The organism is Brevibacillus sp. HB1.1 (assembly GCF_013332445.1).
GTDB classification, from domain to species: Bacteria; Bacillota; Bacilli; order Brevibacillales; family Brevibacillaceae; genus Brevibacillus; species Brevibacillus porteri.
The window spans coordinates 568,888-594,514 of the sequence record NZ_JABMIV010000002.1 but is presented as its reverse complement, the minus strand read 5'-3'; the positions used below and the strand labels follow the sequence as shown (position 1 = coordinate 594,514).

The window sequence follows — 25,627 nt, the reverse complement described above, 5'->3', positions numbered from 1 at the left end:
ATTTATGCGCTGGGAGGTGCTGGTCTCCGTCTCGGGGCGGATATGAATTTCCACCCGCTGACTGTTTTGCAGCAGAGGTAAAAACTGGCACAATTACGCCATGAGGAATGATTGTGAAAATTTGGAGGAATTCTTGTGAAAAAACGGGCATCGATTATTCTGGCTTCGGTAATGTTGGTCGCAGCAGGTTGTTCAGCACCAGCACCAGAGGCACCGCAGCAGACAGAGGCAAAGGCGAAGGTAGTAGAGGTTGTAAAGGTACAAAAAGCAACAAAGCCAGTGATGCTCGCGGTCACAGGGATGGTGGAAGCTAAGCGGGAAGCGGTACTGTCGTTTGGTACAGGCGGAACGATCTCAGCGATCTCCGCGACCAAAGGAGCAAAAATCGCGCAAGGTCAGTTATTGGCCACATTGGATACGCGTTACACCCAAAAAGAAATTGCAGCAGCACAGGGGCAAGTAGAGGAAGCAGCAGCGCGGAAAATCAAGACGTTAAAGGGCGCGACAGCAGAAGCACTTGAGCAGAAGCGTTTGCAGGTAAAAAGTGCGCAAGACAGTTTGGATAAAGCAAAGCAGGACCTCGCAACAAGTGAGAAGCTGTTTGCTGGCGGAGCCATTTCGCAAAACGAAATAAATGCAAGTAAACGGGCTGTTACGCAAGCAGAGATTACCCTGCGTGACGCTCAGCTGTCTCTGAATGAGCTGCAAAAAGGAGCGGAACCAGAAGATGTCATGGTCGCCAATGCATCGATTAAAGCCGCTGCCGGCGGTGTAGACCGTGCGAAGAAGAGCTTGGATGATGCGAAAATTCAGTCGCCATTCGCAGGAACAGTCGTGGATGTAAAGCTGCAAATCGGAGAGCAGGCTTCTCCAAGTCAAGAAATTATTCGTATTGTCGACTTGTCTGAAGTTAAAGTAACCTTGGATGTCTCCAATGAATTGATCGGCCAATTCCGTGAGAAAACGAAGGTGCAGGCTTTGGCGGACGATGGTAAGAAAAGTGAAGGAACCATTGCATTTATCTCTCCAGTTGTGAACAAGGATACAGGGAAGTACCGCGTCGAGATCACGATTCCGAATGCAGATGGTTACTGGCGTGGAGGAATGGCCGCAACAATTGAGGTGCCGCGCCAAGTGAATGGCTTCCTCGTGCCGCTGGAAAGTGTCGGCGTGAGTCAAACCGACCATTACGTGATGGCAGTAGAGAATGGACTGACAGTAAAAAAACCAGTGAAGACCGGTCAATTGGTCGGAGACTCCATCGAAATCGTATCTGGAGTGAAAGAAGGCGACCAGCTCCTGCGCAGTGGAATTACATTCTACGTCGAAGGGCAAAAAGTAGAGGCGAAGGGAGAATAGTTGCATGAACAAGATGATTCTCTTTTTGCTGAAAAGACAGCTAATCGTCTACTTGTTTACATTTTTGCTCGTCATTGCAGGCTTGGGGTCCTTATTCAGCTTTAATATCGAACTCGTTCCAAAGACGAACTTCCCTGATATTAACGTAAGAATTTCCGGTGGTGCACTGCCACCAGAAGAGATGGAAGAAAAAGTAACGAAGAAAGTAGAGCAAGAACTAAAATCGATTAATGATATTAAAAAATACTCTTCTTCAACAAGTGCAGGTTTTGTCAGAATCAATGTTTCTGCAAATGAAGGCAAAGGCGAGCAGGTTAAGCAAGATGTACAAAATGCCGTTAACCGTCTCCGAAACGGTTTTCCGAAAGCCGTTGACTCTGTAGATATCTTCCAGAGCAATATGGGTAGCGATCAAATGATTGATTTTGCCGTCGTGGGAGCAGAACCAAAGACCATGCTGAGTTTGGCAAAAACCTCAATCAAGGATCGCATTGAAGAAGTCGAGGGCGTCAAGGAAGTAATCGTAGAAGAGAAAAGCTTCGAGAATAAAATTACCATTTCCTTTTTGCCACAGCGATTGAATGCCTATCAAACAACGCCAGCGGCTATCATTTCACAGCTTCAGGATACAAACTGGAAGCAAGGGATTGGTACACTGGAGAACACGGGATTTGATACGGTTGTCATGATTGACAATACTTATCAGACTCCACAGGAAATAGAGGCTCTGCCAATTGATACACCGAGAGGAACCGTTTCTCTGAATCAACTGGCACAAATTGAAGATTTGCGTGGAAAAGTAAAAGACTTCGTCGCCTTGACAAACGGTTCTGTGTTTATTCAACTCAGCGTGACGCGGGCAGACGGTTATGACTTGATCACGACACAAAAGAATGTAGAAGAAGTCGTTCGCAAAATTAACACAGAAGCAAACGGCAAATACAACATCAAAGTCATGTTCGAAGGAGCTTCCTTTGTCGAGCATGCCGTGAGCAACCTCAGCCGGGATGTCATGATTGGTGGGGCGCTTGCGATCATCATCTTGTTCGTCTTCCTTCGCAACTGGAGGGTCACACTCGTTATCGCTACGACGCTGCCGCTCTCTGCGTTGATGACGTTCATCGCGATGAAACTCGCAGGCTACAACATCGATATGATCAGCTTGCTGTCACTTAGCTTGTCAGTCGGCTTGATCGTCGATGCCGCCATCGTCGTATTGGAAAGTATCTATCACTACAGGGAAAAGGGCGAAGAGCTGAAGCAGGCAATTATTAAAGGAACGAGAGAAGTTTTGACACCTGTGTTCACCTCGCAGCTCACGATCATCATCGTCTTTTTGCCACTTGTCTTTGCCGATTTTGAAGATTGGCTGAAACCGGTCTTAGCCACAATCGCCTTTACGGTATCCGCTGCCATTATTGCATCGACGATCGCTGCTTTCTTCTTCGTTCCCGTGTTTTCCAATCGCTTCTTGCAGAAGGATAAGCACGTTTCACTAGAAGGAGAAGGCAAGGAACACTTTATCATTCGTGTATTCAGCGGTATTTTACATGTAGCGATTAGACATCGAATGAAAACAATTTTACTCGCAGTAGCATTGCTGGTTGGTTCTGCTTTCCTCACACCTTTTATGAAAATGGGTCAAGGAATTAACCCAAATGAAAATATCGTCTTTGTCACTATGAAAATGCCAATTGGTACTACGTTGGAAACAGCCCAAAAAGCAGCCATCACCGCGGAAACATCTATGCGGGAGATCCCGGAAATCAAGGATGTATTCTTCTTCACTTCCAAGGAAGAAGCAACATTGTTCATTTCCTTAATTCCGAAGACGGAGAGAACACGTGAAAAGGACGCTTTGAATGAGGATATTAACAAGCGCCTGAATGCGACCCCAGGAATCGATTCCGTCTCCATGTCTTTCGGACAACAAGGGGGAAGCGGCCCGATCCAACTGGATGTTTACGGGGATGACATGGAAGTCATGCGGAAGATCGCAACCGATCTGGAAGCGATGCTTGGCACGATCAACGGGCTCACCAACATTCGCAACGATTTTAAAGAAGGAAAAGAAAAAGTTACGTTGCTGCCAAAACAAGAAGCGCTTACCAGACTGAATGTAGATCACCGTTCCCTTTTGCAACAACTGAGCGTGTTAATTGGCAGCCAACCAATTACGTCCATCACACAAGATGGAATCGAAATAGACGTCGTTGCGAAGATGCCGGACAACTGGCTGAAGCACCCGGATCAGCTCAAAACGATTATGGTGACATCGAAAGACGGGGCAGCAGTGCCTTTGGCAGATCTGGTAGATATGGAGTACAGTAAGTCTCCGATCACGATTGAGCGTAAAGAAGGCGAACGTATCGTGTCGGTTTCTGCTGAGATGCTGGGAAGTGATTTAGGCCCAGTAGGCCGTGAGATTAATGAGAAATTGCCAAACGTGATTGTACCAGCAGGATATAAGGTGGAAATTGCCGGTAAGCTAAAAGAGCAAAGCACGAATATAAACCAGGGGATCTTCGTATTCTTGGGGGTTCTGGCTCTGATTTACGTCATTATGGTTGCCCAGTTCGGGCGGATGTCCCAACCGTTTATCATCATGCTGACGATTCCAATGGCCTTGGTCGGTGTTGTGCTTGGATTCGTCCTTACGCAGCGGACATTCGGTGAAATGGCGATGATCGGGATTATCATGCTTGTCGGTATCGTCGTATCCAATGCGATCCTCTTGATCGACAGGATCAACCTGTTGCGTAAACGTGGAATGGAAACCGCAGAGGCGATCATCCAAGGAACGAAAGAACGTATTCGTCCCGTTATCATGACGAAGTTGACGGCGATTCTCGGGATGCTACCGATGGGTCTTGCAATGGCGGAAGGCTCTGATTTGGAAGCTCCACTCGCAACAGCCGTTATCTCCGGCTTGATTTTCCACACAATCGTGACACTGGTGCTCGTTCCAGTTCTGTACTCCCTGTTTGAGGGGGCGAAGGCAAGAAGACTGGAGCGCAAAGAGGCTCGCCAGGCGAAGCGCGAAGCGAAACGAGAAGCAAAACAAAATAAAGATAAGAACGTACCTCCGACAGAGGTATAGCGATTCGCAAGAGAAGGGGAGTATGTGCTGTACCCCTTCTCTTTTGCTTTTCCTTCGTCTGAAAGTTCTGTAGAATAAAGAGATCAAGATACATACAAAAGTGAACCATGAAAGGAGCATGCACATGGATCTATATTTGCAAGGAAAAACGGCTCTAGTACTCGCCTCATCAAAAGGATTGGGGAAGGCAACAGCGCAGTGCCTCGCCCAAGAAGGAGCGAATGTCACGATATGTGGTAGAGATGAAGCTGCTCTGGAAATCGTTCGTGCTGAGATCGAACAGGCTACTGGAAAATCACCTCTAGCCGTAACAGTGGATGTGACAAAGGAAGAAGACATAAAGCGAGTTGTCGAAGCAACGGTCAAGCATTTTGGCAGCGTCGATATTTTAATCAACAATTCAGGAGGGCCAGCGACAGGCAGATTCGATCAGCTCACCGACGAACAGTGGATGCAAGCCTTCCAGTTAAATTTGCTCAGCTATGTACGAGCCATTCGTGCTGTTTTGCCGCATATGCGAGCGAACCAATTTGGAAGAATCATCAACTTCGCTTCTTCGTCCTTTAAACAGCCGATTGAGAATTTGCTCTTGTCCAATACGTTTCGTACAGGGGTATTGGGCCTATCCAAGACGCTTTCCTCAGAACTCGGACCAGATGGGATTCTGATTAATACCATCGGGCCTGGCAGAATTGCGACGGATCGTGTGGCACAATTGGATGGGCTTACCGCAGAGGCGAAGCGCATCAGTGCAGATGAAGTAAGAGAAAATTGGGAGAAGCAAATCCCATTGGGCAGATACGGTCAGCCTGACGAGTTTGCTCGCATGGTGACGTTCTTGGCTTCGCCAGCAAACAGCTACGTGACAGGTCAATCCTTCCTCGTCGATGGTGGCTTGATCCGTGCGATCTAATAAAAGAGAGGAGAATTTCTTTGAGTAAAGAGAGCTCATTTGATATCGTGTCCAAAGTAGAGTTGTCCGAAGTGAACAATGCGATTCAGACCGCATTAAAAGAAATAGAAAATCGCTTTGACTTCAAAGGGAGCAAGAGCAGCATCTCCTTGGAAAAGGAAGAGCTCGTTCTCGTCTCCGATGACGATTTCAAGCTCAGTCAGGTAAAAGACATTTTACTTGGGAAGCTTGTCAAACGGGATGTCCCGATCAAAAACCTCGACTACGGCAAAATTGAACCGGCAGCGGGTGGTACTGTCCGTCAGCGTGTCAAGCTAGTGCAGGGGATCGACAAAGACAATGCGAAAAAGATCAACAGCATCATCAAAGATACAGGGGTCAAAGTAAAAACACAGATTCAAGACGATCAGATTCGCGTGACGGGAAAAAGCAAAGATGAATTACAGCAAATCATTAACGCAATTCGCAAGGCTGATCTGCCATTGGAAGTACAATTTATTAACTATCGTTAACTACTAGAAAAGTTTTTGCTTCTAACTCTCTTCACTCTCGCATATGCATGTACAAATAAGTGACAAGCACTTGCGAAAGGGAGAGTAGAGACATGAAGGTCTTTATTATCAGTATGCGCAATCTCATTTTGGGCGGAATCGTTTTTCTTGTAGTACTAGTGGCGGGAATCGTACTTTTGGTCAAAGACCCTCTGAGCGTCTCTGACTCTTATCGACCGTCAGATCCAACTACTTCTGTTACAGCGACGGCACCCATGAACCAGCCAGCAGGGTCAGAAAAGCCAGCGCTGAATATGGAGGTCAAGATGGATGGGACGACGGCAGAAGTATCCTTGCTTACGGAGAACTTCACGTTTGTTCAGGACAATGGAGAATTGGCAGAGGCACCAGTCTTTGGTGAGGGGCACGCACATTTATACCTGAATGGCGAGCCAAAAGGGATGATTTATCAACCAGAATTTTTACTGAAAAAGTTGCCCAAGGGAGAGCATGAAATTCGGGTAGAGCTCAACTACAGCAACCACCTGCCATACAAGGTAGAGGTTACGAAAAAAATCGTCGTGCAGTAAAGTAGATGGCGTTCCACAACAGGGACGCTTTCTTTTTTCGTCAAAAGAAAGGAGCGTTCATGCAATGTCAAAATCGTCATCGTCGAAAGAAGAATTATTAGCGGGCGGAAACGTCACGAACGTTTACCGTTCTGGCCATACAGTTAGAAGGGAAGTAAAGCCAGGAAGCAAGAACATCCATGATTTATTGAAGCACTTGGAAAGAAAAGGATATCCGAATGCGCCGAAATTTTTAGGCATGGATGAAAAGGGGAGAGAAATCCTGTCCTTTATTGAAGGAGAGGCAGGTCATTATCCTTGGAAGGAATATATGCATGCAAACGAAGCGTTACAAGAAATTGCGAAAATGCTTCGGCTTTATCATGATTCTGTGAGTGATTTTCCTTTCGATGATCAGTGGCATTCGTTGGATCACACTCCTGGCCCGCGTGAGATCATCTGTCATAACGACTTTGCTATGTACAATATCATTTTCCATCAAGAAGTACCGATTGGCATTATCGATTTTGATTTAGCGGCTCCGGGTCCAAGACTTTGGGATATCGCCTATACGCTCTATACCTGCGTGCCTTTGAGTAGATTTTCTTTAACGGAATCTGGAGAAAAAATCCATTACCAACCACTGCTGCATGCCAATCAGCGAAAACAGCGAGTGGCCATGTTTTTTGAATCGTACGGGATGGAAATGAAGGAAGGTACGCTAGAAATGGTCTTGCTTCGTTTAGAAGGACTATGCAAAACCATTGCCAGAAAAGCCAGTGAAGGCGATGCTGCTTTTCAAAAGATGGTCGAAGAAGGTCATATTCTTCACTATCAAGAGGACATTGCCTTTATCAAGGAACACAAGAACGAATGGGTATAGGACGATAATGGAAAAAGAAGGGATTGTGGCGTAAAAGAAGAATAATACAGAATAGTCTGAATGTTTTGGGGGTGCTTGTATGATTCATATGACCACAATCGGCAATATGTTAGACGACACAACCAGTAAATATCAGGAAAAGGAAGCGCTGGTTTATCACGAACGAGGGCTCCGTTATACGTTTGGGGAATTTCAAGCGATATGCAATCAGGCAGCGCGGGGATTTATGTCTCTTGGCATTCAAAAAGGGGACAATATCGCGATTTGGGCAACTAATGTTCCAGAATGGGTGATTTCCCAGTTTGCTACGGCGAAAATGGGCGGTGTACTGGTAACGGTCAATACGAGCTACCGGGTACATGAACTGGAATATTTGTTGCGTCAATCCGAGTCGACGACGCTTCTCTTAATGGATTCTTATCGCGATGCGAATTATCTCGCCATGATTCAAGAGATTTGCCCAGAGTTACAGACGTGTGATCCAGGAGCGCTACAATCTAAAAGGCTTCCGCATTTAAAAAATGTGATCTATCTAGGGAATGAGCGACAACCCGGAATGTTTTTGTGGAGTGATTTACTCGAACGTGCTGTATTGGTCACGGAAGAAGAGCGGATCGCGCGTCAGGCGACGCTCTCCCCTGATGATGTCATCAATATGCAGTACACATCGGGGACGACTGGTTTTCCAAAGGGAGTCATGCTGTCACATGTCAATATCGTCAACAATGCGGTCAAGGTAGCGGAATGTCAGCGGCTCGGGTCAGAGGATAAGGTGTGCATTCCTGTTCCGTTTTTCCACTGCTTTGGCTGTGTGATGGGGACCTTGGCATGTGTAGCAACTGGTGCGACGATGGTTCCTGTCATCGCCTTTGATCCCGGTATGGTACTTGCGGTTGTGGAGGCTGAACGCTGCACAGCATTGTACGGTGTACCAACCATGTTTATTGCCGAGCTGAACCATCCGACGTTTGCCGAGCGTGACCTGAGCTCGCTGCGAACAGGCATCATGGCTGGTTCTTTATGCCCGATTGAGGTTATGAAGAAGGTCGTCGATCAAATGGGAATCCGTGACATTACGATTGCGTACGGACAAACCGAAGCTTCTCCCGTCATCACACAGACTGTGCCAGAGGATTCCCTCGAGCGAAAAGTATCCACTGTCGGTCGTCTCCATGCAGAGGTAGAAGCAAAAATCATCGATCCGGCGACAGGAGACATTTTGCCGCCAGGTGTACAAGGCGAGCTGTGCACCCGAGGATATTTGGTCATGAAAGGCTATTACAACATGCCAGAGGAGACAGTGAAAGCGATCGATCAGGAAGGCTGGCTACATACCGGAGACTTGGCAACCGTCGATGAAGAAGGCTACTATCGGATTACTGGCAGGCTTAAAGACATGATCATTCGCGGAGGGGAAAATATTTATCCTCGTGAAGTGGAAGAATTCCTCTATACACATCCAAACGTGCTGGATGTCCAGATTGTAGGTGTACCTGATGCTAAATACGGCGAGCAGGTATTGGCGTGCATTCGGGTAAAGCCTCACGAAACGTTGACGGAGGATGAGGTACGGGACTATTGCGAAGGGAAGATCGCTCATTACAAAATCCCTCGCTACATACAGTTTGTAGACGAATATCCGATGACCGCTTCTGGTAAAATTCAAAAGTTCAAGCTGCGGGAGCAAGCACTGGAGCTGTTTGGGCAAAGCAACCCCAATCAGACGGGAACTGCATAGGAAGAGGTTCATAGGCCAGGGAGATGCTCCTGGCTATTTTTTTAGATAGTTCTTTACTTTCAAGCAACTCTTGACTAAGATAAGTGGAAATTAAAAATGGGAGAGGTGCAGCTTAGAATGGAAGTTCGCTTTTTGGTACCAGATGATGCAGATAAGCTCATTAAAATTAGACTGGAAGGGCTACAAACTGATCCAGATACATTCGGCTCTACCTATGAAGAGGAAATTCAAATGCCTGGGGAAGAGTGGCTGAGAAGACTTTCGCAAGGAGAGGCGGGGGATAGCGGCTATTTTGGAGCTTTTGTGGAAGGACATCTGGCTGGCATCATCGGTTTTTTCCGCCATCGAGGGATGAAAGCAAGACACAAAGCATCTATCGTCTCTATGTACGTGCGTGAAGCTTATCGGGGGACGGGTGTCGCGCAAGCACTCATGCAGACCGAGCTCGCGTATTTGAAGAAGCGGGGAGATATTGATACGGTACAGCTCGCTGTCGTCACGACCAATCCGGGTGCCATTCGTCTCTATGAAAAAATGGGTTTTCTCCCATACGGTTTAGAGAAGCGGGCACTGAAAATCGGCGATCAATACTTTGATGAGAACCACATGTATATTCATCTATAGGACAAACATAGAAAAAGCGAAGGGACACAATAGTGGATGCCTTCGTTTTTTCTATGCGCTACGCTATGGATGATAAATTAACGACTTGCTTCGTATGCAGTGATCTTATCTTCATACTGCAACGTGATTCCAATATCGTCGAGACCATTCAGCAGGCAGTAACGACGATAGGAGTCTACCTCGAACGGATAGGAGAGACCTTCACTGTCACGAACGACTTGTTCTTGCAGGTCGATGGTCAGCTGGTAGTTCGGCTTGTTTTGAGCACGATTGAACAGCTCATCGACTTGCTCTTCACTCAACTTGATCGGCAGGATGCCGTTTTTGAAGCAGTTGTTGTAAAAAATGTCCGCAAAGGATGGAGCAATCACACAGCGGAAGCCATAATCAAGGAGAGCCCATGGGGCATGCTCACGAGAGGAGCCGCAGCCAAAATTGTTGCGGGCAAGAAGGACCGTAGACTCCTTGTACGCAGGCGTATTCAGAATGAACGTATCGATTGGCGCACCATCGACAGTAAAGCGCCATTCGTAGAACAGGAATTGACCAAAACCGCTACGCTCAATGCGCTTCAAGAACTGCTTAGGGATAATTGCGTCGGTATCTACGTTTACACGATCGAGTGGGGCTACCGCTCCGGTGTGGATGACAAATGGATTCATTGGAATACCTCCTTGCTAGCGTTCTCGCTTTTCCATTCACGTACGTCGACGAAGTGGCCTGCGATAGCTGCTGCTGCTGCCATTTCCGGGCTAACCAGATGCGTTCTTCCGCCGCGTCCTTGACGTCCTTCGAAGTTCCGGTTGGAGGTAGAAGCACAACGCTCACCCTCGGAAAGGATATCTGGATTCATCGCCAGACACATGGAACAACCAGATTCGCGCCAGTCAAAGCCAGCTTCTTGGAAAATGAGGTGCAAGCCTTCTTGCTCAGCGAGCTGTTTAACTGCCTGAGAGCCAGGAACGACCATCGCGTGTACGGAAGGGGAGACCTTGCGTCCTTTTGCCACCTCGGCTGCTTTGCGCAAGTCCTCGATCCGACCGTTTGTACAGGAGCCGATAAACACGCGATCGATTTTGATTTCGCTCATAGGAGTGCCAGGTGCAAGGTCCATGTACGCCAGAGCATCTTGTGCCGCTTTGCGCTGTGCGACTGTCTCGAATGACTCAGGGTTTGGAACGGTGTTTGTAATGTTCGTACCCATACCAGGGCTCGTTCCCCAGGTAACTTGCGGTGCGATCTCGGCTGCCTCGATTTCTACACAGGCATCAAACGCAGCGCCTTCGTCCGTGCACAGCTCTTTCCAAGCCTCGACAGCTGAAAGGAAGTCTTCCCCTTGTGGAACGTAACGTTTGCCTTTCAAGTAGTCAAAAGTAGTGTCGTCAGGAGCGATTAAGCCAGCACGAGCGCCACCCTCAATCGTCATGTTGCACACAGTCATGCGTTCTTCCATAGTTAGGTTGCGGATCGCAGCGCCTGTGTATTCTACGACGTAACCAGTTGCAAAATCAGTTCCGTATTTTGCGATAATCGCCAAAATTAAATCTTTTGCACTGACACCGAATGGCAGGTCGCCATTTACGCGTACTTCCATCGTTTTTGGTTTGGATTGCTGCAAGCATTGCGTTGCGAGTACATGCTCCACTTCACTGGTACCAATACCGAAGGCGAGGGCACCGAATGCTCCGTGAGTGGAGGTGTGGCTGTCACCGCAGACGATTGTTTTACCTGGATGCGTGAGCCCGAGCTCAGGACCAATGACGTGGACGATCCCTTGATCTGGGCTGTTCAGATCCGCGAGTGTAATCCCGAATTCCTCACAGTTCGCCGTCAAGGTTTCCATTTGTTGACGAGAAATCGGGTCTTTGACATTGAAACGGTCAGCAGTCGGTACGTTGTGGTCCATGGTTGCGAAGGTAAGCTCTGGACGGCGGACTTTGCGGCCAGCCAAGCGGAGTCCTTCAAAAGCTTGCGGCGAAGTCACCTCGTGAACCAGGTGCAGGTCGATATACAAAAGGCTCGGCTTGCCTGCCTCTTCGTGAATAACGTGATTGTCCCAAATCTTTTCAAACATCGTACGGGCTGTCATCATGTTTTCCTCCTTCGATCAAAAAACTCTTAACAAGGTTGTAACATGGCAAAGAGAATAGTTCAAAGATATAATAATTATAAGAAGGATAGTTTTTGCCTATCGGGAGGTCTATATGGAGTTACGACAAATTCGTTATGTACTCGCTGTTGCGGAAGAACGCAGTTTTTCTCGGGCAGCCAATCGATTACATTTGGCCCAACCATCGTTGAGTCAGCAAATTGCGAAGCTGGAGAAAATACTCGGTGTCAGCTTGTTCCATCGCTTGCCGCAGCACGTAGAACTGACTGATGCGGGCCAGCGCTTCATACAGGTGGCGCAAACGCTCGTCGACATGTCAGAGGGTCTAGAGAGGGAAATGCGAGCTTATGCCATAGGAGAAAGCGGCAAATTGCTAGTAGGAAGTCTACCGATTACAGGGGCGTACGTGCTGCCAAGGGTGTTGCCTACGTTTACACAGCAATTTCCCGGTGTCGAGCTGCAATTGATGGAGGAAACGTCGAGTCATTTGGAGCAGCTACTTGTGCGGGGGAAAATTGATGTAAGCCTACTAACGATGCCCATCAGTGATCCGTCTCTGGAAATCATCCCCGCGATCAATGAAGAAATCTTTTTAGCGGTACCGGCCAATCATCCGCTCGCGAAACGAAAAGAAGTCGATCTCGCAGAGGTAGCTGATCAGCCTTTTATCCTGTTAAAAGAAGGACAAGGCTTCCGCACGATTTCGCTCCGGCTCTGTGAGCAGGCGGGATTCCGACCGCGAATCGTGTTTGAGAGCTCGAACATCCAGACAGCTCAGTCACTTGTTGCAGCAGGTATGGGGTTGTCGTTTGCTCCGAAAATGATTACGCTCGCACCTGGAACAATTGAACCACCAACTTATGTGCGCATAAAAACCAAGCCATCTCGGACTCTTGTGGTGGCATATCGAAAAGACAAGCCCTTGTCTCGTCCGGCAGAGGCATTTGTTCAATGTCTAATCGAGCAGGGTGGCAAAATATAAAGGCAAACAAGAAACCCAGTCGCCGCAATCATTTGCGAACACTGGGTTTTTCATCTTGCGGTATTGTATCTTGAACAAGTTCGGAAAAGACGACGAGCCTACGAGCATGCTCCTGTGTTTTCTTGTTAAATTTGCCGGAGCAGGTAATCAAATTCAGATGTGAGCTCTCTGCATTTCCGAAAATCTGATCGATGGGGGCTTCGGCTGTCTGGAAGCTTTCTACTCTGCGAACCTGGAAGGTTAGCGTTCTTCCTTTTGCTTCACGCACCGTGATTTTGTCGCCAGGCTTTAGTTTTTTCAGATGGTAAAAAACAGCTGGACCCGTATAATGATCAAAATGACCGGCGATCACTGCATTTCCCTTCATCCCGGGCTTCGTCCATGGCGCCAAAATACCCACGCGATCAAAAGCCTTTGGGACGCCCATTTGCCCATTCGGTAAAACGCCGACCGGTTCTACACGAGCTTGCAGGTTCAGTTTTGGAATATGTAGAAGTGTCGGCATGATTCCGTCTGGAAGAGGAGGGGCAGGAAGGAACGTCGGTTGAGGTGGCAGCGAAGGACCATAAACGGTAACCGTTTGTTTGATATGGATGGGCCCTGCTGGTTTTTGCATGGTATTTACGATTTTGGGAGCTTCGACAGGTTGTTTAGCTGTATGGCCGCAACCGATTGTAACCAAACTAATGAATAGAAGGGACCCGAGCAGTTTTTTCATAGGTCGCAAAGAAAAGGGGGAAGATCCCCCTTTAATTGCTAGCCCCACCCATACCCGTTTTCGGCAAAGCCTTGATATGCACTTTGCCTTTATGTGCTTTGGTTTTCATATGGTGAGCTTTGGTCTTCATATGATGCGCTTTTGTTTGTACCTTGTGGTGTTTTTTGTGACCGTCATGTGTCGCAGCAGATACAGGAATTGCAGTAGTTACCAAGCATGCAACCATCAACAGAGCAGCGAATTTCTTCATGAGTAGCACCTACCTTAAATTTTTTGGGGTTACAACAGATAGGATTTCCGTTTGTTGATTTGTTAGTGCTGGCAATTGTTTCTCCTAAACGTCCCAAACAGCCCGTGCCTGTGGTACACTATTTCCAAATCATTCTGGGAGGAAGATAACATGAGAGAAATTAAGACAGAAGCTGAGTTCGAGCAAGTAATCGCAGCAACCAAGCCAGTCATTGTCAAATTCTTCACGGATTGGTGCCCAGATTGCCATCGCATTGATCCATTTATGCCTGCCGTGGAAGAAAAATACAAAGAACAGCTGGACATGATTGAAGTCAACCGTGACACGCTCCCGGACTTGTCCCAAAAGTACGATGTCTTCGGAATTCCGAGCTTTATTGCGTTCCATAATGGAAAAGAACTGGTTCGCTTTGTTAGCAAGCTCGGAAAAAGTCGTGAGGAGATCGAGCATTTCCTGGACCGTGCTATTCAAGTCAGTAAAGGACTCGAGCAAGCGTAATTGCATCAACATAGAACAGGGAGATAGACAGAAATGTTATTCATGAAAAAAGAAGGGGAATGGCTCGTTGCTCATTTACGAGACAAAGACGATGCTATCCCGATTGGGAACCTGCTGCGCGAAGAGTGGAAGCTGCCTCGCAAGCAGGTCCATCTTTTATTCCAATACAAAGAAATCCTACTGGATGGCGCACCTGTTGCTCAGCATGTTGCAGGAAAAGCAGGTCAGGAAATTCGCCTGCGGATGTGCAAGCCTGAGCCATTGGGGCTTGATCCGGCTAGTGAAGTTCCCGAGATTTTGTACGAGGATGATCATTTGCTCATCGTGAATAAGCCGGTTGGCCTTCTGTTACATCCAACCGAACGATATCATCATGTGACGTTGGATCATCTCGTGTCGGGGCACTTTTTCCGTACAGGTTTGGAAGCAAAAGTTCGCCATGTCCATCGGCTGGATCAGGATACGTCAGGCGTCGTTCTGTACGCGAAGCATGCGTGGGCCTCTGCACTATTAGATGAAATGCTGCGTGAGCGCACAATCAAGCGTACCTATGTCGCGTATGTTTCGGGACAAATGTCCAAAGAGCGCGGGAAAATCAATGAGCCCATTGGAAAAGACCGGAATCATGGGACGCGCAGAAGGGTTACACCTAACGGCGATCCAGCGATTACCCATTATCAGGTGAAGGAACGCTTTCAAACAGCTACGAAAGTAGAATGTCAATTGGAGACAGGGAGAACCCATCAAATTCGCGTTCACTTCAGTCATATTGGGCACCCGCTTTTAGGGGATGAACTGTATGGTGGCAAGCGCGAACTCATTAAGCGACAAGCGCTGCACGCAGCAGTGCTCAAATTTGTGCATCCATTCGGGGGAGAAGTCATCGAAGTCACGGCTCCGTTGCCACTCGATCTGTTTCACTTGGAAAAGAAGCTGAGATAATCGCCATTTGACTACGGACTGAATAAACTGCCAAGGAGGAAACGAGAGAGGGTGGTCTTTTGAAACGACCCATAATCGGCATCTTGACTTGGCGGGAAGGCAAGCGCTTTGCAGAGCCAACCTATTTTCGGCGACTACTCAAGGCTGGACAAGAACTAGGCTGTACCGTTTTCTTGTTTTCACCAAACGATGTGCTTGGAGCAGGGAAGCAGGTGAGAGGGTATGTCCCGGGGAGTAATGGCGGTTGGCAAGCAAGGATTTTTGACCGTCCAGACGCTGTTTTCGACCGATACCGCTATACACCGTCACAAGCGTTTAAGAACTATGTGGCCTTTCGTCGGACGAGTAATTTTTTGTACGCAAACAATCGCTTGGCAAACAAATGGCGTGTGCATGAGGTGCTGCATCGGGACCCCAGAATGCATCGCTGGCTTCCGGAGACACACCTCTACAACCGACAAAGCCTAGTCAACATGCTAGGCAAGCATCCATTGCTCTACGTAAAGCCACTCAATGGAACAGGAGGACGAAACATCTTGTCCATTGAAAAGCGTGGCGACGAACTTCGACTGCTCGGACGGAACAAGCAAAGGGCGAAAGTATCCACAGTAGTAAGAGACAAAGCCGCTGCCCAGAGATGGGTAGAGCGATGGACGAGACAGGAAAAATACATCGTTCAGCAAGGACTTCGTTTGCAACTGGTTCCTTCGCGTGCAGTAGACATGCGCCTCTTGATTCAAAAGAATGGGCAGGGTGAATGGAGCATTACAGGTCATGGAATTCGCGTGGGTCCAGAACGCAGTGCCACCTCTAATCTGCATGGCGGGGGAAAAGCTATCCCTGTTTCGGTATTTCTCCGACCGAAGTTTGGGGAGGAGCGCACTGCACAGATCATGCATGATTGCGAACAGCTCGCTTTTCAAACAGCGGAAACTCTCGAGGATCATTTTGGACGGATGGTTGAATTTGGACTGGATATTGGCATCGATGTAGATGGTCGCGCTTGGCTGATCGAAGTGAATCCCAAACCAGCTCGGGAAATTTTCCGGGAGATGGGGGCAACGGGGCAGTACAAGAATGCCATTACTCGCCCGCTTGAATACGCCATCTACCTTGCAAAAACACAAGGACGCGAAGGTCGCGAGCCACTTTTGAAGAGAAAGGTCGCCAGAGGATAGTGTGAGAGCAGAACAGCGGTAGTCAGGGACAACATTTGAAGTCCTTGACTGCCGCTGTATTTGTTAGGTGGAGATAGAAAGTGGTAATTGCAATTTACTCGGGATGTCGGGGGCGTAATCGGGTGTATGGATAACAGAAAACGAGTATCCTTCCCGGACGAACGTAAGCTCATGAGCATCCGAATGGAAGAGGACATTACTTTTTTCAAAGCGTCTCCGCACTTTTTGCAGAAACGCTTGGTCAGGTGTTCCAAAAGTGACGTGCATTTTCGGTGGCAACGCTTTCATTGCAATGGGAATCCAGGGCCTGTTTTTCCATGTGGCTACAATATGTGCCGTACCTCCGATGACGAAGTTAAAAATTTCGCCATCCTCATAGGTTTTCATGCTTATATTCGATTTTAGCCATTGCGTAAAAACAGGCACACTTTCCACAGGACAGCCCACTTCTCGTAAATATAGAATGTGTAGGGGAGTGGATGGCAGGACGACCTCTTCTGACACATACTCGTGGGCAATAATCTCAAGAAGATTCCCGTCTCCATCGCGGAAATACAGGTTCATTCGTCCTTTTTCTTGATCAATGTCATGCCCATCCTCCCATCGAACAAGCAAAAGACCAGATTCTTTGATCTTTTTCGCTGATTCATGAAATAGGGAATAAGGCACTTGAAAAGCAATATGGGCGGGGGAAATCGGCTCATACACTTCTTCAAAGGTTAAACGAAAATCAGGTGTGACTTGAAACGTAATCTGTTTGTCTGATTGAGATGAAATCGGAAAGCCGAGACGGTCTGCGTAAACCTGGTGTATCCCTTGGATGGACACAGTTTTTAAGGTTAATTTAGAAAAATGCGTGATCACCTGGCATCACCTTTTCCTATAAAAAGATAACATAATATAAATTATGTATACTCATTTGGTTCACACTGTTTCTAGACAATCTTCTCAAATATCTTGAGAGAGGCGAACCATATCTACCACTTGAATCCCGTTTTCGTAAATCTCTTCCTCATAATGCCGCAAGAAAAAGTCTCGATCGATCCAATTCATCCGAAAGCCACACTTTTGATAAAGGGCGAGCTGACCCACGCTAGAATTCCCTGTTCCGACCTCGATCGTCTTATAACCGAGAGATTTGGCTACTTCAATGGAATGAAGAACGAGCTTTTTGCCAATGCCCTTGCCTTGATAGGACTCATCGACGGCAACATTCACGAGTTCAATCGTATCCGGTCTGGTTGGAATCAAGACGTAGACCCCTACGATGCTATCCTCCAGAACAGTGACATAGCAGTGACCTCTTTGTAAATAATCTTTCACCAATCTGACAGAGGGGTCAGCCAATAAGAGTAAATCCATTGGTGGTTGTTCCTGTGTGGCAAGCTTGCGAATTTCCATCTGTGTTTCTCCTCCGATTCAAGTTGTTACCGGCTTTGGCAATGGAGCTGTTTCATAGTTGATAACCTGGTTATTTTCGTACGTAAAGGAATGCTGACAAGGGTCAGCTTCTTCCAACATGTATGGTAAAAACATGGGAAGGTTTTCTGGGACGCCAGCATTGTCGGGGTCCAAGATCCACGCTAGCTCTTTCCAGTCAAGTATGCCTTCATCCACTACCTGTGGGGTTTGAGAGCGCTCGTAGTCTTCTGGAAGATGAGCGAGAAATGCATACATACCACCCGTTTCCATTCCATCGACGAGCCAAGAGACAATTCCTTTGTAGCAAGCTTTTTCTAGCAAAATGCCCGTCTCTTCCCGAACCTCGCGAAGAACACTGTCCATTGGAGTCTCACCGTGCTCTAGTTTACCGCCTACGCCATTCCATAGCCCCATCAACGGTGATTTGTTGCGATTCAGCATGAGGATTCCATTTCTATGTTTGAGAAAGCATATGGTATAGCGATACATGTTATCACTTTCCTTTTTGTTACAGTCAACTTCTTTAACGACCATTGTATCAAATGAGTGGATTCATCAGTAATTTTTATTTGGTTTTCCTAAAGAAGTTTCGTACTATTTCGATATAATAACAAAGATGAGTGGAAGGAAGAATAGGGGGCTCGTTCAAGATGGGAAACAATGAAAAGGTGGAAGGACTAACAATGGAGGAGTGGAAAAAGAAATATCCGCTTCTTCCTAACATGATGGAGACGGATGAAGTTTTCTGGACGAACCCTAGCTATGATGAGATCGCAAAAGCAACTCTCTCTGTTACACCAGAGGAAGTCCAGGATGCAGAAGAACGCTTGCGACGCTTTGGCTCGTTCATTCAAGTGGCTTTTCCCGAGACGAGAGAAGCTGGTGGACTGATCGAGTCCCCACTCGTACCGATAAAAGAGATGAAAAAGCACCTAGAGTCTCGCTTTGCGTCGGATATACAGGGGAATCTCTGGTTAAAATGCGACAGCCATTTGCCTATTGCCGGTTCCATCAAAGCGCGTGGCGGCATCTACGAGGTGCTGGCACATGCAGAAGAATTGGCCCAAAAGCATCAGATGCTGCAACCGGACAATGATTATGCCATTTTGGCTTCGGATGCGTTGCGGGAACTGTTTTCCCGTTATTCCATTGCGGTAGGCTCGACAGGAAATCTCGGTTTGAGCATCGGGATTATCAGTGCGAAGCTTGGTTTTCAAGTCACCGTACACATGTCAGCGGACGCCAAAGCATGGAAAAAGGAATTGCTGCGGGCAAAAGGAGTCCAGGTTGTGGAGTACGCATCGGATTACGGAAAAGCGGTGGAAGAGGGCAGGAAGCAGGCAGAAGCCGATCCGAACTGCTATTTCATCGATGATGAGAACTCCAAGCGATTATTCCTCGGCTATGCAGTAGCGGCAAAACGATTGAAAAGGCAACTAGAGGAACAACAAATAAAAGTAGATCGTGATCATCCGCTGTTCGTCTACCTTCCGTGTGGAGTTGGTGGTGGTCCTGGTGGTGTAGCGTACGGGTTAAAGCTCATTTATGGTGATCATGTTCATTGCTTTTTTGCGGAACCAACTCATTCTCCCTGCATGCTGCTAGGGTTAATGACAGGTCTGCATGACAAGGTCTCCGTTCAAGATTTCGGGATAGACAACAAGACAGAGGCGGATGGTCTGGCAGTTGGTCGCCCTTCCCGATTGGTAGGAAAAATGATGGAGGACCTACTGAGTGGCGTGTTTACAGTGGACGACGAGGAACTATACGCTTTGTTACGTGCCTTGCGCGATCACGAATCCATTCGATTGGAGCCGTCTGCATTGGCTGGCATGCCAGGACCTGTTAGATTGTTTCAGCAGGAGACAGGGCGTCACTATTTGGCGAAGCAAGGTCTAACAGAAAAAATGAAAAAGGCGACTCACATCGTATGGGCGACGGGTGGGAGTATGGTGCCGGAGCATATCCAGGATGAGTACTATGCGAAAGGTCTGGATGAAAATGAAATAGAATAAGAAAACCATAATGTTTATGAAAGCCCGGATCATTCCTCCGGGCTTTTGTTCATTCATTTCAAAGTCTTTTGTGTCTTGAAAATAATAAATGTCGGTCTTCTTACTTCGGAAATCTGATGCGGCTGCAAGAGGAGTCCTTCTGGCGTGCAGGTTGGCTCGATGATCTTTTGCAGGGTAAGCCCCGCTTGGATTAACGTATTGACAGCAGTGGACATGGAGCGGTGGTAAAAAAGGGCCTTTCTGCCGTTCATCATTTGCATTTCACGTTCTCCATCTTCCAGGTAGTTGTCCAAGGGCCAGAAATGCTTCTGTCCTTCTTCGTCGCGTACCCAGCCCTCGACCTTTTTGCGAGCAGTAATATGCGGATGGAGTGTAGAGTAAACGAAATGTCCTCCGTTGCGCAAGGCGCGGCTTACTTTGTTGATCACTTGCTCATAGTCACGAACATAGTCCATGACGAGAGAGCTCGTAATGAGATCGTAGTCATGATCGGCAAGCTCAATGTCCTCCAGGGAGCTTTGTAGATATTGAATGTTCTCATGGCTGTTATTCGTCCGGGCATACTCTAACATGTTGTGGGAAAGATCAACACCGATCACTTCTCGTGCTCCTTGCTCCACACAGTACTTGGCAAACTGTCCGCCACCACATCCGAGGTCGAGTACACGCAATCCTTTTAGGGAGGGGAGACAACCCCGAAAGGCAGGCTGTTCGATCAAATCATTCTCCGATTGACCGGACAGACGGAGCTTTTGATAGTCCTGATAAAAATCCAGTTGATCATACAGATTTTGTTTCATCCCTTTTCACCCGTTTCCATTTTTTCTCGGATTCCTATTATGGATAAAAGATGAAGAAGATGTCAATTATTCGTTTAAAACGATTGAAAATGAGAGCAGGAGTTTGCTTTTTTTACGAGAATTAGTGAGAGACAACCCATTTTTTGCGATTCCGTCCGCTTTGTTGAGACGGTTTTTTTCTGTAAGAAGATTAGGTTTCGATATTTTTTGGCGAGACTGAAATCGAAGGAGGGATAAATGTGGACCAAATACTTCAACTGATCAAAGATTACTGGCCGATTGCGCTAGGTATTATAATCATTATCATGGCTGCCCAATGGGTGGTGCGAAGTATCATTCGAATTATTTCGCTGGCTGCTATTATTGGTGTTGTGCTCGTGTTGTTTTTCCAATTCAGTCCTGAAGAAGTGATCCAAATGGGACGTCAAGCAGCCGTAGCTACACAGGAAGTCGTCGATAAGACGATTACACCCGTCTTGGACAAAGAGCTTAAGGATGCCGATATTTCCTTCAAGGAAGATGGCACCTATGAAGTGAAGACAACGAGTATTCGTATCGTAGGCAAAAAAGGCGAATCCAAAGCGACTGTTTATTACAAGGATGAGGAATGGGAAGTAAATATCGGTCAATTGAGCAAGCTGTTCCAGGATCGACTCGGTAAAGCGGAGCAAGAAAGCAAAACGATGTAGAGATTGAAAAACGCATGGGCCAAAAGGCCTCATGCGTTTTTTGCTGGATAGGCGAGTACTTCCTTTACCCATGTATCTAGCAGATGCTGATAATCTTCGCTCGTTTTGATTCCGGGAGCTGAGGCAAATTGTTTTTCGAGTGGGAGCGTGAGCAGTTTTTTAGCGAATCTCCTATCGATATCATCTTCATCTTCTAATACTAAATACACGACATCTTCCAAGGAGCGAAAGCTAGTAACGCTATACTCGCTTTCATTCATCATCGTTTGAAAATGACCGTGCCGATATTGACAAAGGATGAAAGTGAAATCTAGGTTGTTTATGATTTCTAAAAATCTGTTCAAAAACGCTGGTTCCACCATGATACACGCTAGCCAATGGTGTGGATCATGAGAGTGGCTGATGTGGAATTCTGGAATGATTTGGATAAATTGCTGCTTTCGTTCAGGACTGGCTTTACCATAGTAATCATAGTTGAATTTGCGAATGATTTTCTTCAGGTGTTTGAAAGGGATTGCTGTGCCAATAAAAAGTCCGTAATATCGGTTCATTCTGTGCTTCCTTTACGCTTTCGTCATATTCGGAGCTACACGTAGTCGAGTTGCTTGCTCGTAAGCGTAGGCCAGGCGAAGTAGAGTAGGTTCCTGGAATGCCAATCCGGTCAGCATGATGCCAAATGGCTTGCCCGCGGAAGTATAGCCAGCTGGAACCGTAATCGAAGGGTAACCAGCTTTGGCAGGGATAGCATAACCCGTACTGCCGGGGTACAAGAGGGCATCGAGTTCGTGCTCCTTCATAACAGCATCAAGGCCTTGTTTCTGTGACATTTCCAAATCGAATAGGCGATTAGCCAGATACTCCGGCTCAGTCAGTGTACCACTTGTTTGCTCGGATTCTTCCAGCAGCTCTTGCCCGTAAAGCAGGGCTTGTTCCTCATGTGCCCGATTAAAAGCAATAACATCCTGTAAGGAGCGGATCGGGGAGGAGGCTGGTAAGGTTTTTAAGTACGCATTTACCCCAACCTTGAATTCATGCACGAGCACATGTATGTCCCATTCGGCATTTTCTGTCGGAATGGTGACCGCATCTATGACAGTTGCGCCAGCTTCTTTGAGTTTTTCAATAGCTGCTTCATACAAGGCGATTTCGTCGGCTACACACTCAGCCAAAAAGCTTGAGCGTACAACGCCGATGCGTGCGCCCCGCAATCCATCTGCATCGAGGAAGGTGAGGTAATCGGTATACGCGAGACCCTCGCTTTTTCCAGTCACCGGATCATTTGCATCTATACCAGTAAGCGCACCAAGCAAAATAGCTGCATCTGTCACGGTTCTCGCTATCGGTCCGGCTGTGTCTTGGCTATGGGAAATCGGGATGATACCGGAACGGCTGATTAAGCCAACAGTAGGTTTGATTCCCACGAGTGAATTCTGCTCGGCTGGGTGGAGAATCGACCCGGAAGTCTCAGTACCGACTGCCACAACGGCAAAACCTGCGGCAATACCAGCAGCTGAACCTGAGCTAGACCCGCCGACATCGAGTACACCAGGCCCGTATGGGTTCAACACTTGTCCACCACGCGAGCTGTAGCCATCTGGCATGTTATTGGAGACAAAGTTAGCCCATTCCGTCAGATTGGTTTTCCCTAAAAGGACGGCGCCCGCCTCTCGGAGCCTAGTCACAACAAATGCGTCCGCAGAGGCAAACGAATCCGCCAAAGCTAGAGCTCCAGCTGTCGTGTGCATCTTGTCAGATGTCGCAATGTTATCCTTGATCAGCACAGGGATTCCGTGAAGCGGCCCGCGACTGCCAGACACCGCTCGTTCCCGATCCAGTGACTCTGCGATCGCCAGTGCATCTGGATTCAGTTCACAAATGGCATTGATTCGGATGCCTTGTTTGTTGTAGGTGGCAATCCGCTGTAAAAAGGCGAGAGTCAGTTCCCGCGAAGTCGTAGTTCCAGCTGTCATTGTAGCTTGCCATTCGAGAATGCTTGTTTGATGAATCAATGACATGATTTATCCCCTTTTTCGAATGATTTGATTTTTATTATAGTACCAAATTCAGGCAAAAGGGAGAAGGGATGGAAAAGGGAGGAAGAGAAGGGTGAGCCTTTTGCCTATAAAAAAACAAGCTGACTCTACGTAAGAATCAGCTTGTTCGGTCGTGTATGCTGTTTAAGCGTTTGATCCAGCAGCTGCTAGCTTTGCTTTTTCTTCTGCTTCTACATAACGGTTGCGAGGGTGCTCGCGGCATTCGTCGGAGCAAGAACGCTTGAATTTTGTCTCACATTCTGGGCAGCAGAAGTGCTGCTTGTTGCAGAATGGGTTGGCGCAGTTGAGATAGCGGTCTTCCACAGTACCGCAGTAGTGGCAGCGTCCAATCACGACGTCTTCTTCGGTATGGTTGATCGGAATAGAGATACGCTCGTCAAATACGTAGCATTTTCCATCCCACAGACGCCCTTGGACTTCTGGATCTTTTCCATACGTAACAATTCCGCCCTCAAGGTGGTAAACATTTTCAAAACCTTGTTGCAGCAAGACACCTGTCAGCTTTTCGCAACGAATACCGCCTGTGCAGTAGGTGAGGACTTTTTTATCCTTGAACTGGCTCATGTTTTCACGAATCCACTCAGGGAACTCTCGGGATGAATCCACTTCTGGGCGAATCGCACCACGGAAATGTCCCAAATCGTATTCGTAATAGTTGCGACCGTCAAGGATCACGACGTCTTCTTCCTGCATCATTTCGTGCCATTCTTTTGGGTTCAGATAGGTGCCGACTAGTTCATTCGGATTAACATCTTCCTCCAAACGCCAGGTTACGAGCTCCTGTTTCGGGCGCACAAACATTTTTTTGAATGCATGCTCTTCCGACTCATCTATTTTAAACCACATATCACTAAAACGTGGATCTTTTCGCACATATTCCATGTAGGCGTCGGTTTGTTCAATCGTGCCGGATACGGTTCCATTAATGCCCTCCGGAGCTACGATAATTCGCCCTTTCAGCCCGTTATCCTTGCAAAATTGCAAGTGCTCGGCTGCGTACTCCTCATAATTTTCAATAGGAGTATACTTGTAATACAACAAAATGCGATATGGTTTTTGTACTTGCAAGGTACAATTCCACCTTTCTTTTCAATTGTGATTTTAGATGCAACGGTGATTATATCACATTCCATTGTTAAAAGCGCTGAAAAAGAAAGGGATTTGTGAGGTTTTTATGAAAATCGGTGCTTCTTGCTGGAAGTGGACGCATCCTGTACACTATGAATGGTAATCAGCTGAAACGCTATAGAGGAGAGACCATTACATGAACATGACAAATGAGCGCCTGGTTACACAGGTGAAAATTAAAAAGCTCCACCAAGACGCCGTGATCCCAGCGTACGCGAGAGCAATGGACGCGGGCTTTGATCTGGTCGCGGTAGAGGATACATTGATTGCCCCTGGCCAATCTGCAAAAGTTCCAACTGGCTTGGCGTTCGCGCTTCCAGAAGGATTTGAATTGCAAGTGCGCCCTCGCTCCGGGATCAGTGCAAAAACAAAGCTGCGCTTGTCCAATGCACCAGGGACTGTTGATGCAGGCTATCGCGGTGAAGTATGTGTCCTGATCGATAACATTCGAATCGCATCCGGAAAAAGTGGCAAGGTATGTCTTGGCGCTAGCGAAAACGAAGTAACCGTTGAACAAGAAGTCGATGCACATAGCTACTTGATCAAAAAAGGCGACCGGATTGCACAGGGCGTCATTGCAATCGTTCCAGTCGCACAGTTCGAAGTAGTCGATGAGCTGGATGAAACAGAAAGAGGAGCGGGGGGCTTCGGCAGCAGCGGTATCAAGAGCTAGTTCTATCGAGTAAAAATACAAGACCCCTGATCATCAGCCGTGTAAATGGACGTAAGCTGATCCGTCAGGGGTCATTGTTTTGATCAAATCCTCATCCTTTGGCGGATAAAAACTGGTCGATTCTCGAAAGATCGTCAGCTGTCAGCGAACGTCCATTTGCTTTGACGAATACGCAAGGTCCATAGACCCAGTCTAAAAAACCATCTGATGTGATGGGGAAATTGTTCGCTTGTACCCCGCGGGCATCTTCATTCACAACGAGAGAGATACCCTCTAGATGATCATCTTCCACTACCTCATAATCACCATCCACCAGATCCTGTAGTTCATCCGTCCCAGCGATTTCTCGAACAACTGCATTTTCATGCGGAAGCTTTACGTATACCGTAGTCAAGCGCAATCACTCCTTCTGACACCCATCATAACGTATCACCAATGAATTGTGCGATAGGGGAGCGGATGCCTGTTGGCGTGTTGGTTATCCTATGGTT

Annotated in this window: 27 protein-coding genes; 15 read left to right on the top strand and 12 right to left on the bottom strand. The window is 47.4% G+C overall.

The features are described 5' to 3' along the window. Window positions 1–135: 135 nt before the first annotated feature. The 8 genes from HPY27_RS07615 (at window position 136) to HPY27_RS07580 (ending at window position 9,677) form a co-directional block, all read left to right on the top strand. Window positions 136–1,359 carry an efflux RND transporter periplasmic adaptor subunit gene (locus HPY27_RS07615; protein WP_174224725.1) on the top strand — a complete coding sequence of 408 codons (1,224 nt, stop codon included), beginning with the start codon at window positions 136–138 and terminating at the stop codon, window positions 1,357–1,359. Between the two features lie 4 nt (window positions 1,360–1,363). Further along, window positions 1,364–4,459, top strand: coding sequence for an efflux RND transporter permease subunit (locus HPY27_RS07610; protein ID WP_174224724.1), 3,096 nt, complete (start codon window positions 1,364–1,366; stop codon window positions 4,457–4,459). A gap of 124 nt (window positions 4,460–4,583) precedes the next feature. Beyond that, window positions 4,584–5,372 carry an SDR family oxidoreductase gene (locus HPY27_RS07605; protein WP_173621622.1) on the top strand — a complete coding sequence of 263 codons (789 nt, stop codon included), beginning with the start codon at window positions 4,584–4,586 and terminating at the stop codon, window positions 5,370–5,372. Between the two features lie 20 nt (window positions 5,373–5,392). Then, window positions 5,393–5,884, top strand: a complete 492-nt coding sequence (locus HPY27_RS07600; protein WP_069845290.1) for a YajQ family cyclic di-GMP-binding protein — start codon at window positions 5,393–5,395, stop codon at window positions 5,882–5,884. Window positions 5,885–5,976: 92 nt separating this feature from the next. Further along, on the top strand, window positions 5,977–6,453 hold the full coding sequence (locus HPY27_RS07595; protein ID WP_017248169.1) for a hypothetical protein: 477 nt from the start codon (window positions 5,977–5,979) through the stop codon (window positions 6,451–6,453). A 64-nt stretch (window positions 6,454–6,517) separates the two neighbouring features. Then, window positions 6,518–7,315 (top strand): phosphotransferase, encoded by a 798-nt coding sequence (locus HPY27_RS07590; protein ID WP_017248170.1) that lies wholly within the window; start codon window positions 6,518–6,520, stop codon window positions 7,313–7,315. A 79-nt stretch (window positions 7,316–7,394) separates the two neighbouring features. Next, a complete protein-coding gene (locus tag HPY27_RS07585) occupies window positions 7,395–9,053 on the top strand; it encodes an AMP-binding protein (RefSeq protein WP_017248171.1) in 1,659 nt (552 codons plus the stop codon). Window positions 9,054–9,170: 117 nt separating this feature from the next. Further along, the gene (locus tag HPY27_RS07580; RefSeq protein WP_174224723.1) at window positions 9,171–9,677 is read left to right on the top strand and encodes a GNAT family N-acetyltransferase; all 507 of its coding nucleotides are present in this window, start codon (window positions 9,171–9,173) and stop codon (window positions 9,675–9,677) included. Window positions 9,678–9,754: 77 nt separating this feature from the next. On the opposite strand, the gene leuD is transcribed toward HPY27_RS07580, so the two are convergent. Then, a complete protein-coding gene (leuD, locus tag HPY27_RS07575; protein ID WP_017248173.1) occupies window positions 9,755–10,339 on the bottom strand; it encodes a 3-isopropylmalate dehydratase small subunit in 585 nt (194 codons plus the stop codon). Then, window positions 10,336–11,766, bottom strand: coding sequence for a 3-isopropylmalate dehydratase large subunit (gene leuC, locus HPY27_RS07570; RefSeq protein ID WP_174224889.1), 1,431 nt, complete (start codon window positions 11,764–11,766; stop codon window positions 10,336–10,338). Before leuC ends, leuD begins: the two co-directional genes overlap by 4 nt. Before the next feature lie 115 nt (window positions 11,767–11,881). Here leuC and HPY27_RS07565 point away from each other — a divergent pair, with 115 nt between their 5' ends. Beyond that, window positions 11,882–12,769 carry a LysR family transcriptional regulator gene (locus HPY27_RS07565; protein WP_017248175.1) on the top strand — a complete coding sequence of 296 codons (888 nt, stop codon included), beginning with the start codon at window positions 11,882–11,884 and terminating at the stop codon, window positions 12,767–12,769. Between the two features lie 28 nt (window positions 12,770–12,797). Here HPY27_RS07565 and HPY27_RS07560 read toward each other — a convergent pair whose 3' ends face one another. Beyond that, on the bottom strand, window positions 12,798–13,487 hold the full coding sequence (locus HPY27_RS07560) for a class F sortase (protein ID WP_017248176.1): 690 nt from the start codon (window positions 13,485–13,487) through the stop codon (window positions 12,798–12,800). A 31-nt stretch (window positions 13,488–13,518) separates the two neighbouring features. Next, window positions 13,519–13,737: a hypothetical protein gene (locus HPY27_RS07555; protein WP_017248177.1), complete on the bottom strand. Its 219-nt coding sequence runs from the start codon at window positions 13,735–13,737 to the stop codon at window positions 13,519–13,521. A gap of 150 nt (window positions 13,738–13,887) precedes the next feature. Between HPY27_RS07555 and HPY27_RS07550 the strand changes: the two genes are divergently transcribed. The 3 genes from HPY27_RS07550 to HPY27_RS07540 are packed head-to-tail and all read left to right on the top strand — an operon-like array spanning window position 13,888 to window position 16,355. Further along, a complete protein-coding gene (locus HPY27_RS07550; RefSeq protein WP_017248178.1) occupies window positions 13,888–14,235 on the top strand; it encodes a thioredoxin family protein in 348 nt (115 codons plus the stop codon). Between the two features lie 33 nt (window positions 14,236–14,268). Continuing rightward, window positions 14,269–15,177 (top strand): RluA family pseudouridine synthase, encoded by a 909-nt coding sequence (locus tag HPY27_RS07545; RefSeq protein WP_173621626.1) that lies wholly within the window; start codon window positions 14,269–14,271, stop codon window positions 15,175–15,177. A 59-nt stretch (window positions 15,178–15,236) separates the two neighbouring features. Next, on the top strand, window positions 15,237–16,355 hold the full coding sequence (locus HPY27_RS07540; RefSeq protein WP_174224722.1) for a YheC/YheD family endospore coat-associated protein: 1,119 nt from the start codon (window positions 15,237–15,239) through the stop codon (window positions 16,353–16,355). Between the two features lie 63 nt (window positions 16,356–16,418). Here HPY27_RS07540 and HPY27_RS07535 read toward each other — a convergent pair whose 3' ends face one another. From HPY27_RS07535 to HPY27_RS07525, 3 genes are all read right to left on the bottom strand, one after another. Next, window positions 16,419–17,219, bottom strand: a complete 801-nt coding sequence (locus HPY27_RS07535) for a VOC family protein (protein WP_174224721.1) — start codon at window positions 17,217–17,219, stop codon at window positions 16,419–16,421. Between the two features lie 84 nt (window positions 17,220–17,303). Further along, entirely contained in the window at window positions 17,304–17,756 is a 453-nt protein-coding gene (locus HPY27_RS07530) for a GNAT family N-acetyltransferase (RefSeq protein ID WP_174224720.1), read from the bottom strand. Between the two features lie 18 nt (window positions 17,757–17,774). Further along, a complete protein-coding gene (locus tag HPY27_RS07525) occupies window positions 17,775–18,266 on the bottom strand; it encodes an NUDIX hydrolase (protein WP_174224719.1) in 492 nt (163 codons plus the stop codon). Between the two features lie 161 nt (window positions 18,267–18,427). On the opposite strand from HPY27_RS07525, the gene HPY27_RS07520 reads away from it, so the two are divergent. After that, window positions 18,428–19,792, top strand: a complete 1,365-nt coding sequence (locus HPY27_RS07520) for a D-serine ammonia-lyase (protein WP_174224718.1) — start codon at window positions 18,428–18,430, stop codon at window positions 19,790–19,792. Between the two features lie 53 nt (window positions 19,793–19,845). Here the strand turns inward: HPY27_RS07520 and HPY27_RS07515 are convergent, their stop codons facing one another. Continuing rightward, entirely contained in the window at window positions 19,846–20,592 is a 747-nt protein-coding gene (locus HPY27_RS07515) for a class I SAM-dependent methyltransferase (RefSeq protein WP_174224717.1), read from the bottom strand. Between the two features lie 239 nt (window positions 20,593–20,831). Here HPY27_RS07515 and HPY27_RS07510 point away from each other — a divergent pair, with 239 nt between their 5' ends. Beyond that, complete coding sequence (locus HPY27_RS07510; RefSeq protein WP_017248186.1) at window positions 20,832–21,281, top strand: hypothetical protein; 450 nt, start codon at window positions 20,832–20,834, stop codon at window positions 21,279–21,281. A gap of 29 nt (window positions 21,282–21,310) precedes the next feature. Here HPY27_RS07510 and HPY27_RS07505 read toward each other — a convergent pair whose 3' ends face one another. The 3 genes from HPY27_RS07505 to trhO form a co-directional block, all read right to left on the bottom strand. Beyond that, window positions 21,311–21,832: a hypothetical protein gene (locus tag HPY27_RS07505; protein WP_174224716.1), complete on the bottom strand. Its 522-nt coding sequence runs from the start codon at window positions 21,830–21,832 to the stop codon at window positions 21,311–21,313. 12 nt (window positions 21,833–21,844) lie between these two features. Then, complete coding sequence (locus tag HPY27_RS07500; RefSeq protein ID WP_174224715.1) at window positions 21,845–23,296, bottom strand: amidase family protein; 1,452 nt, start codon at window positions 23,294–23,296, stop codon at window positions 21,845–21,847. A 162-nt stretch (window positions 23,297–23,458) separates the two neighbouring features. Next, a complete protein-coding gene (gene trhO, locus HPY27_RS07495; RefSeq protein ID WP_017248189.1) occupies window positions 23,459–24,403 on the bottom strand; it encodes an oxygen-dependent tRNA uridine(34) hydroxylase TrhO in 945 nt (314 codons plus the stop codon). 196 nt (window positions 24,404–24,599) lie between these two features. On the opposite strand from trhO, the gene dut reads away from it, so the two are divergent. Further along, window positions 24,600–25,136 carry a dUTP diphosphatase gene (gene dut / locus HPY27_RS07490; RefSeq protein WP_017248190.1) on the top strand — a complete coding sequence of 179 codons (537 nt, stop codon included), beginning with the start codon at window positions 24,600–24,602 and terminating at the stop codon, window positions 25,134–25,136. A 91-nt stretch (window positions 25,137–25,227) separates the two neighbouring features. Here dut and HPY27_RS07485 read toward each other — a convergent pair whose 3' ends face one another. Continuing rightward, a complete protein-coding gene (locus HPY27_RS07485; RefSeq protein WP_017248191.1) occupies window positions 25,228–25,530 on the bottom strand; it encodes a DUF3846 domain-containing protein in 303 nt (100 codons plus the stop codon). Window positions 25,531–25,627 lie beyond the last annotated feature (97 nt).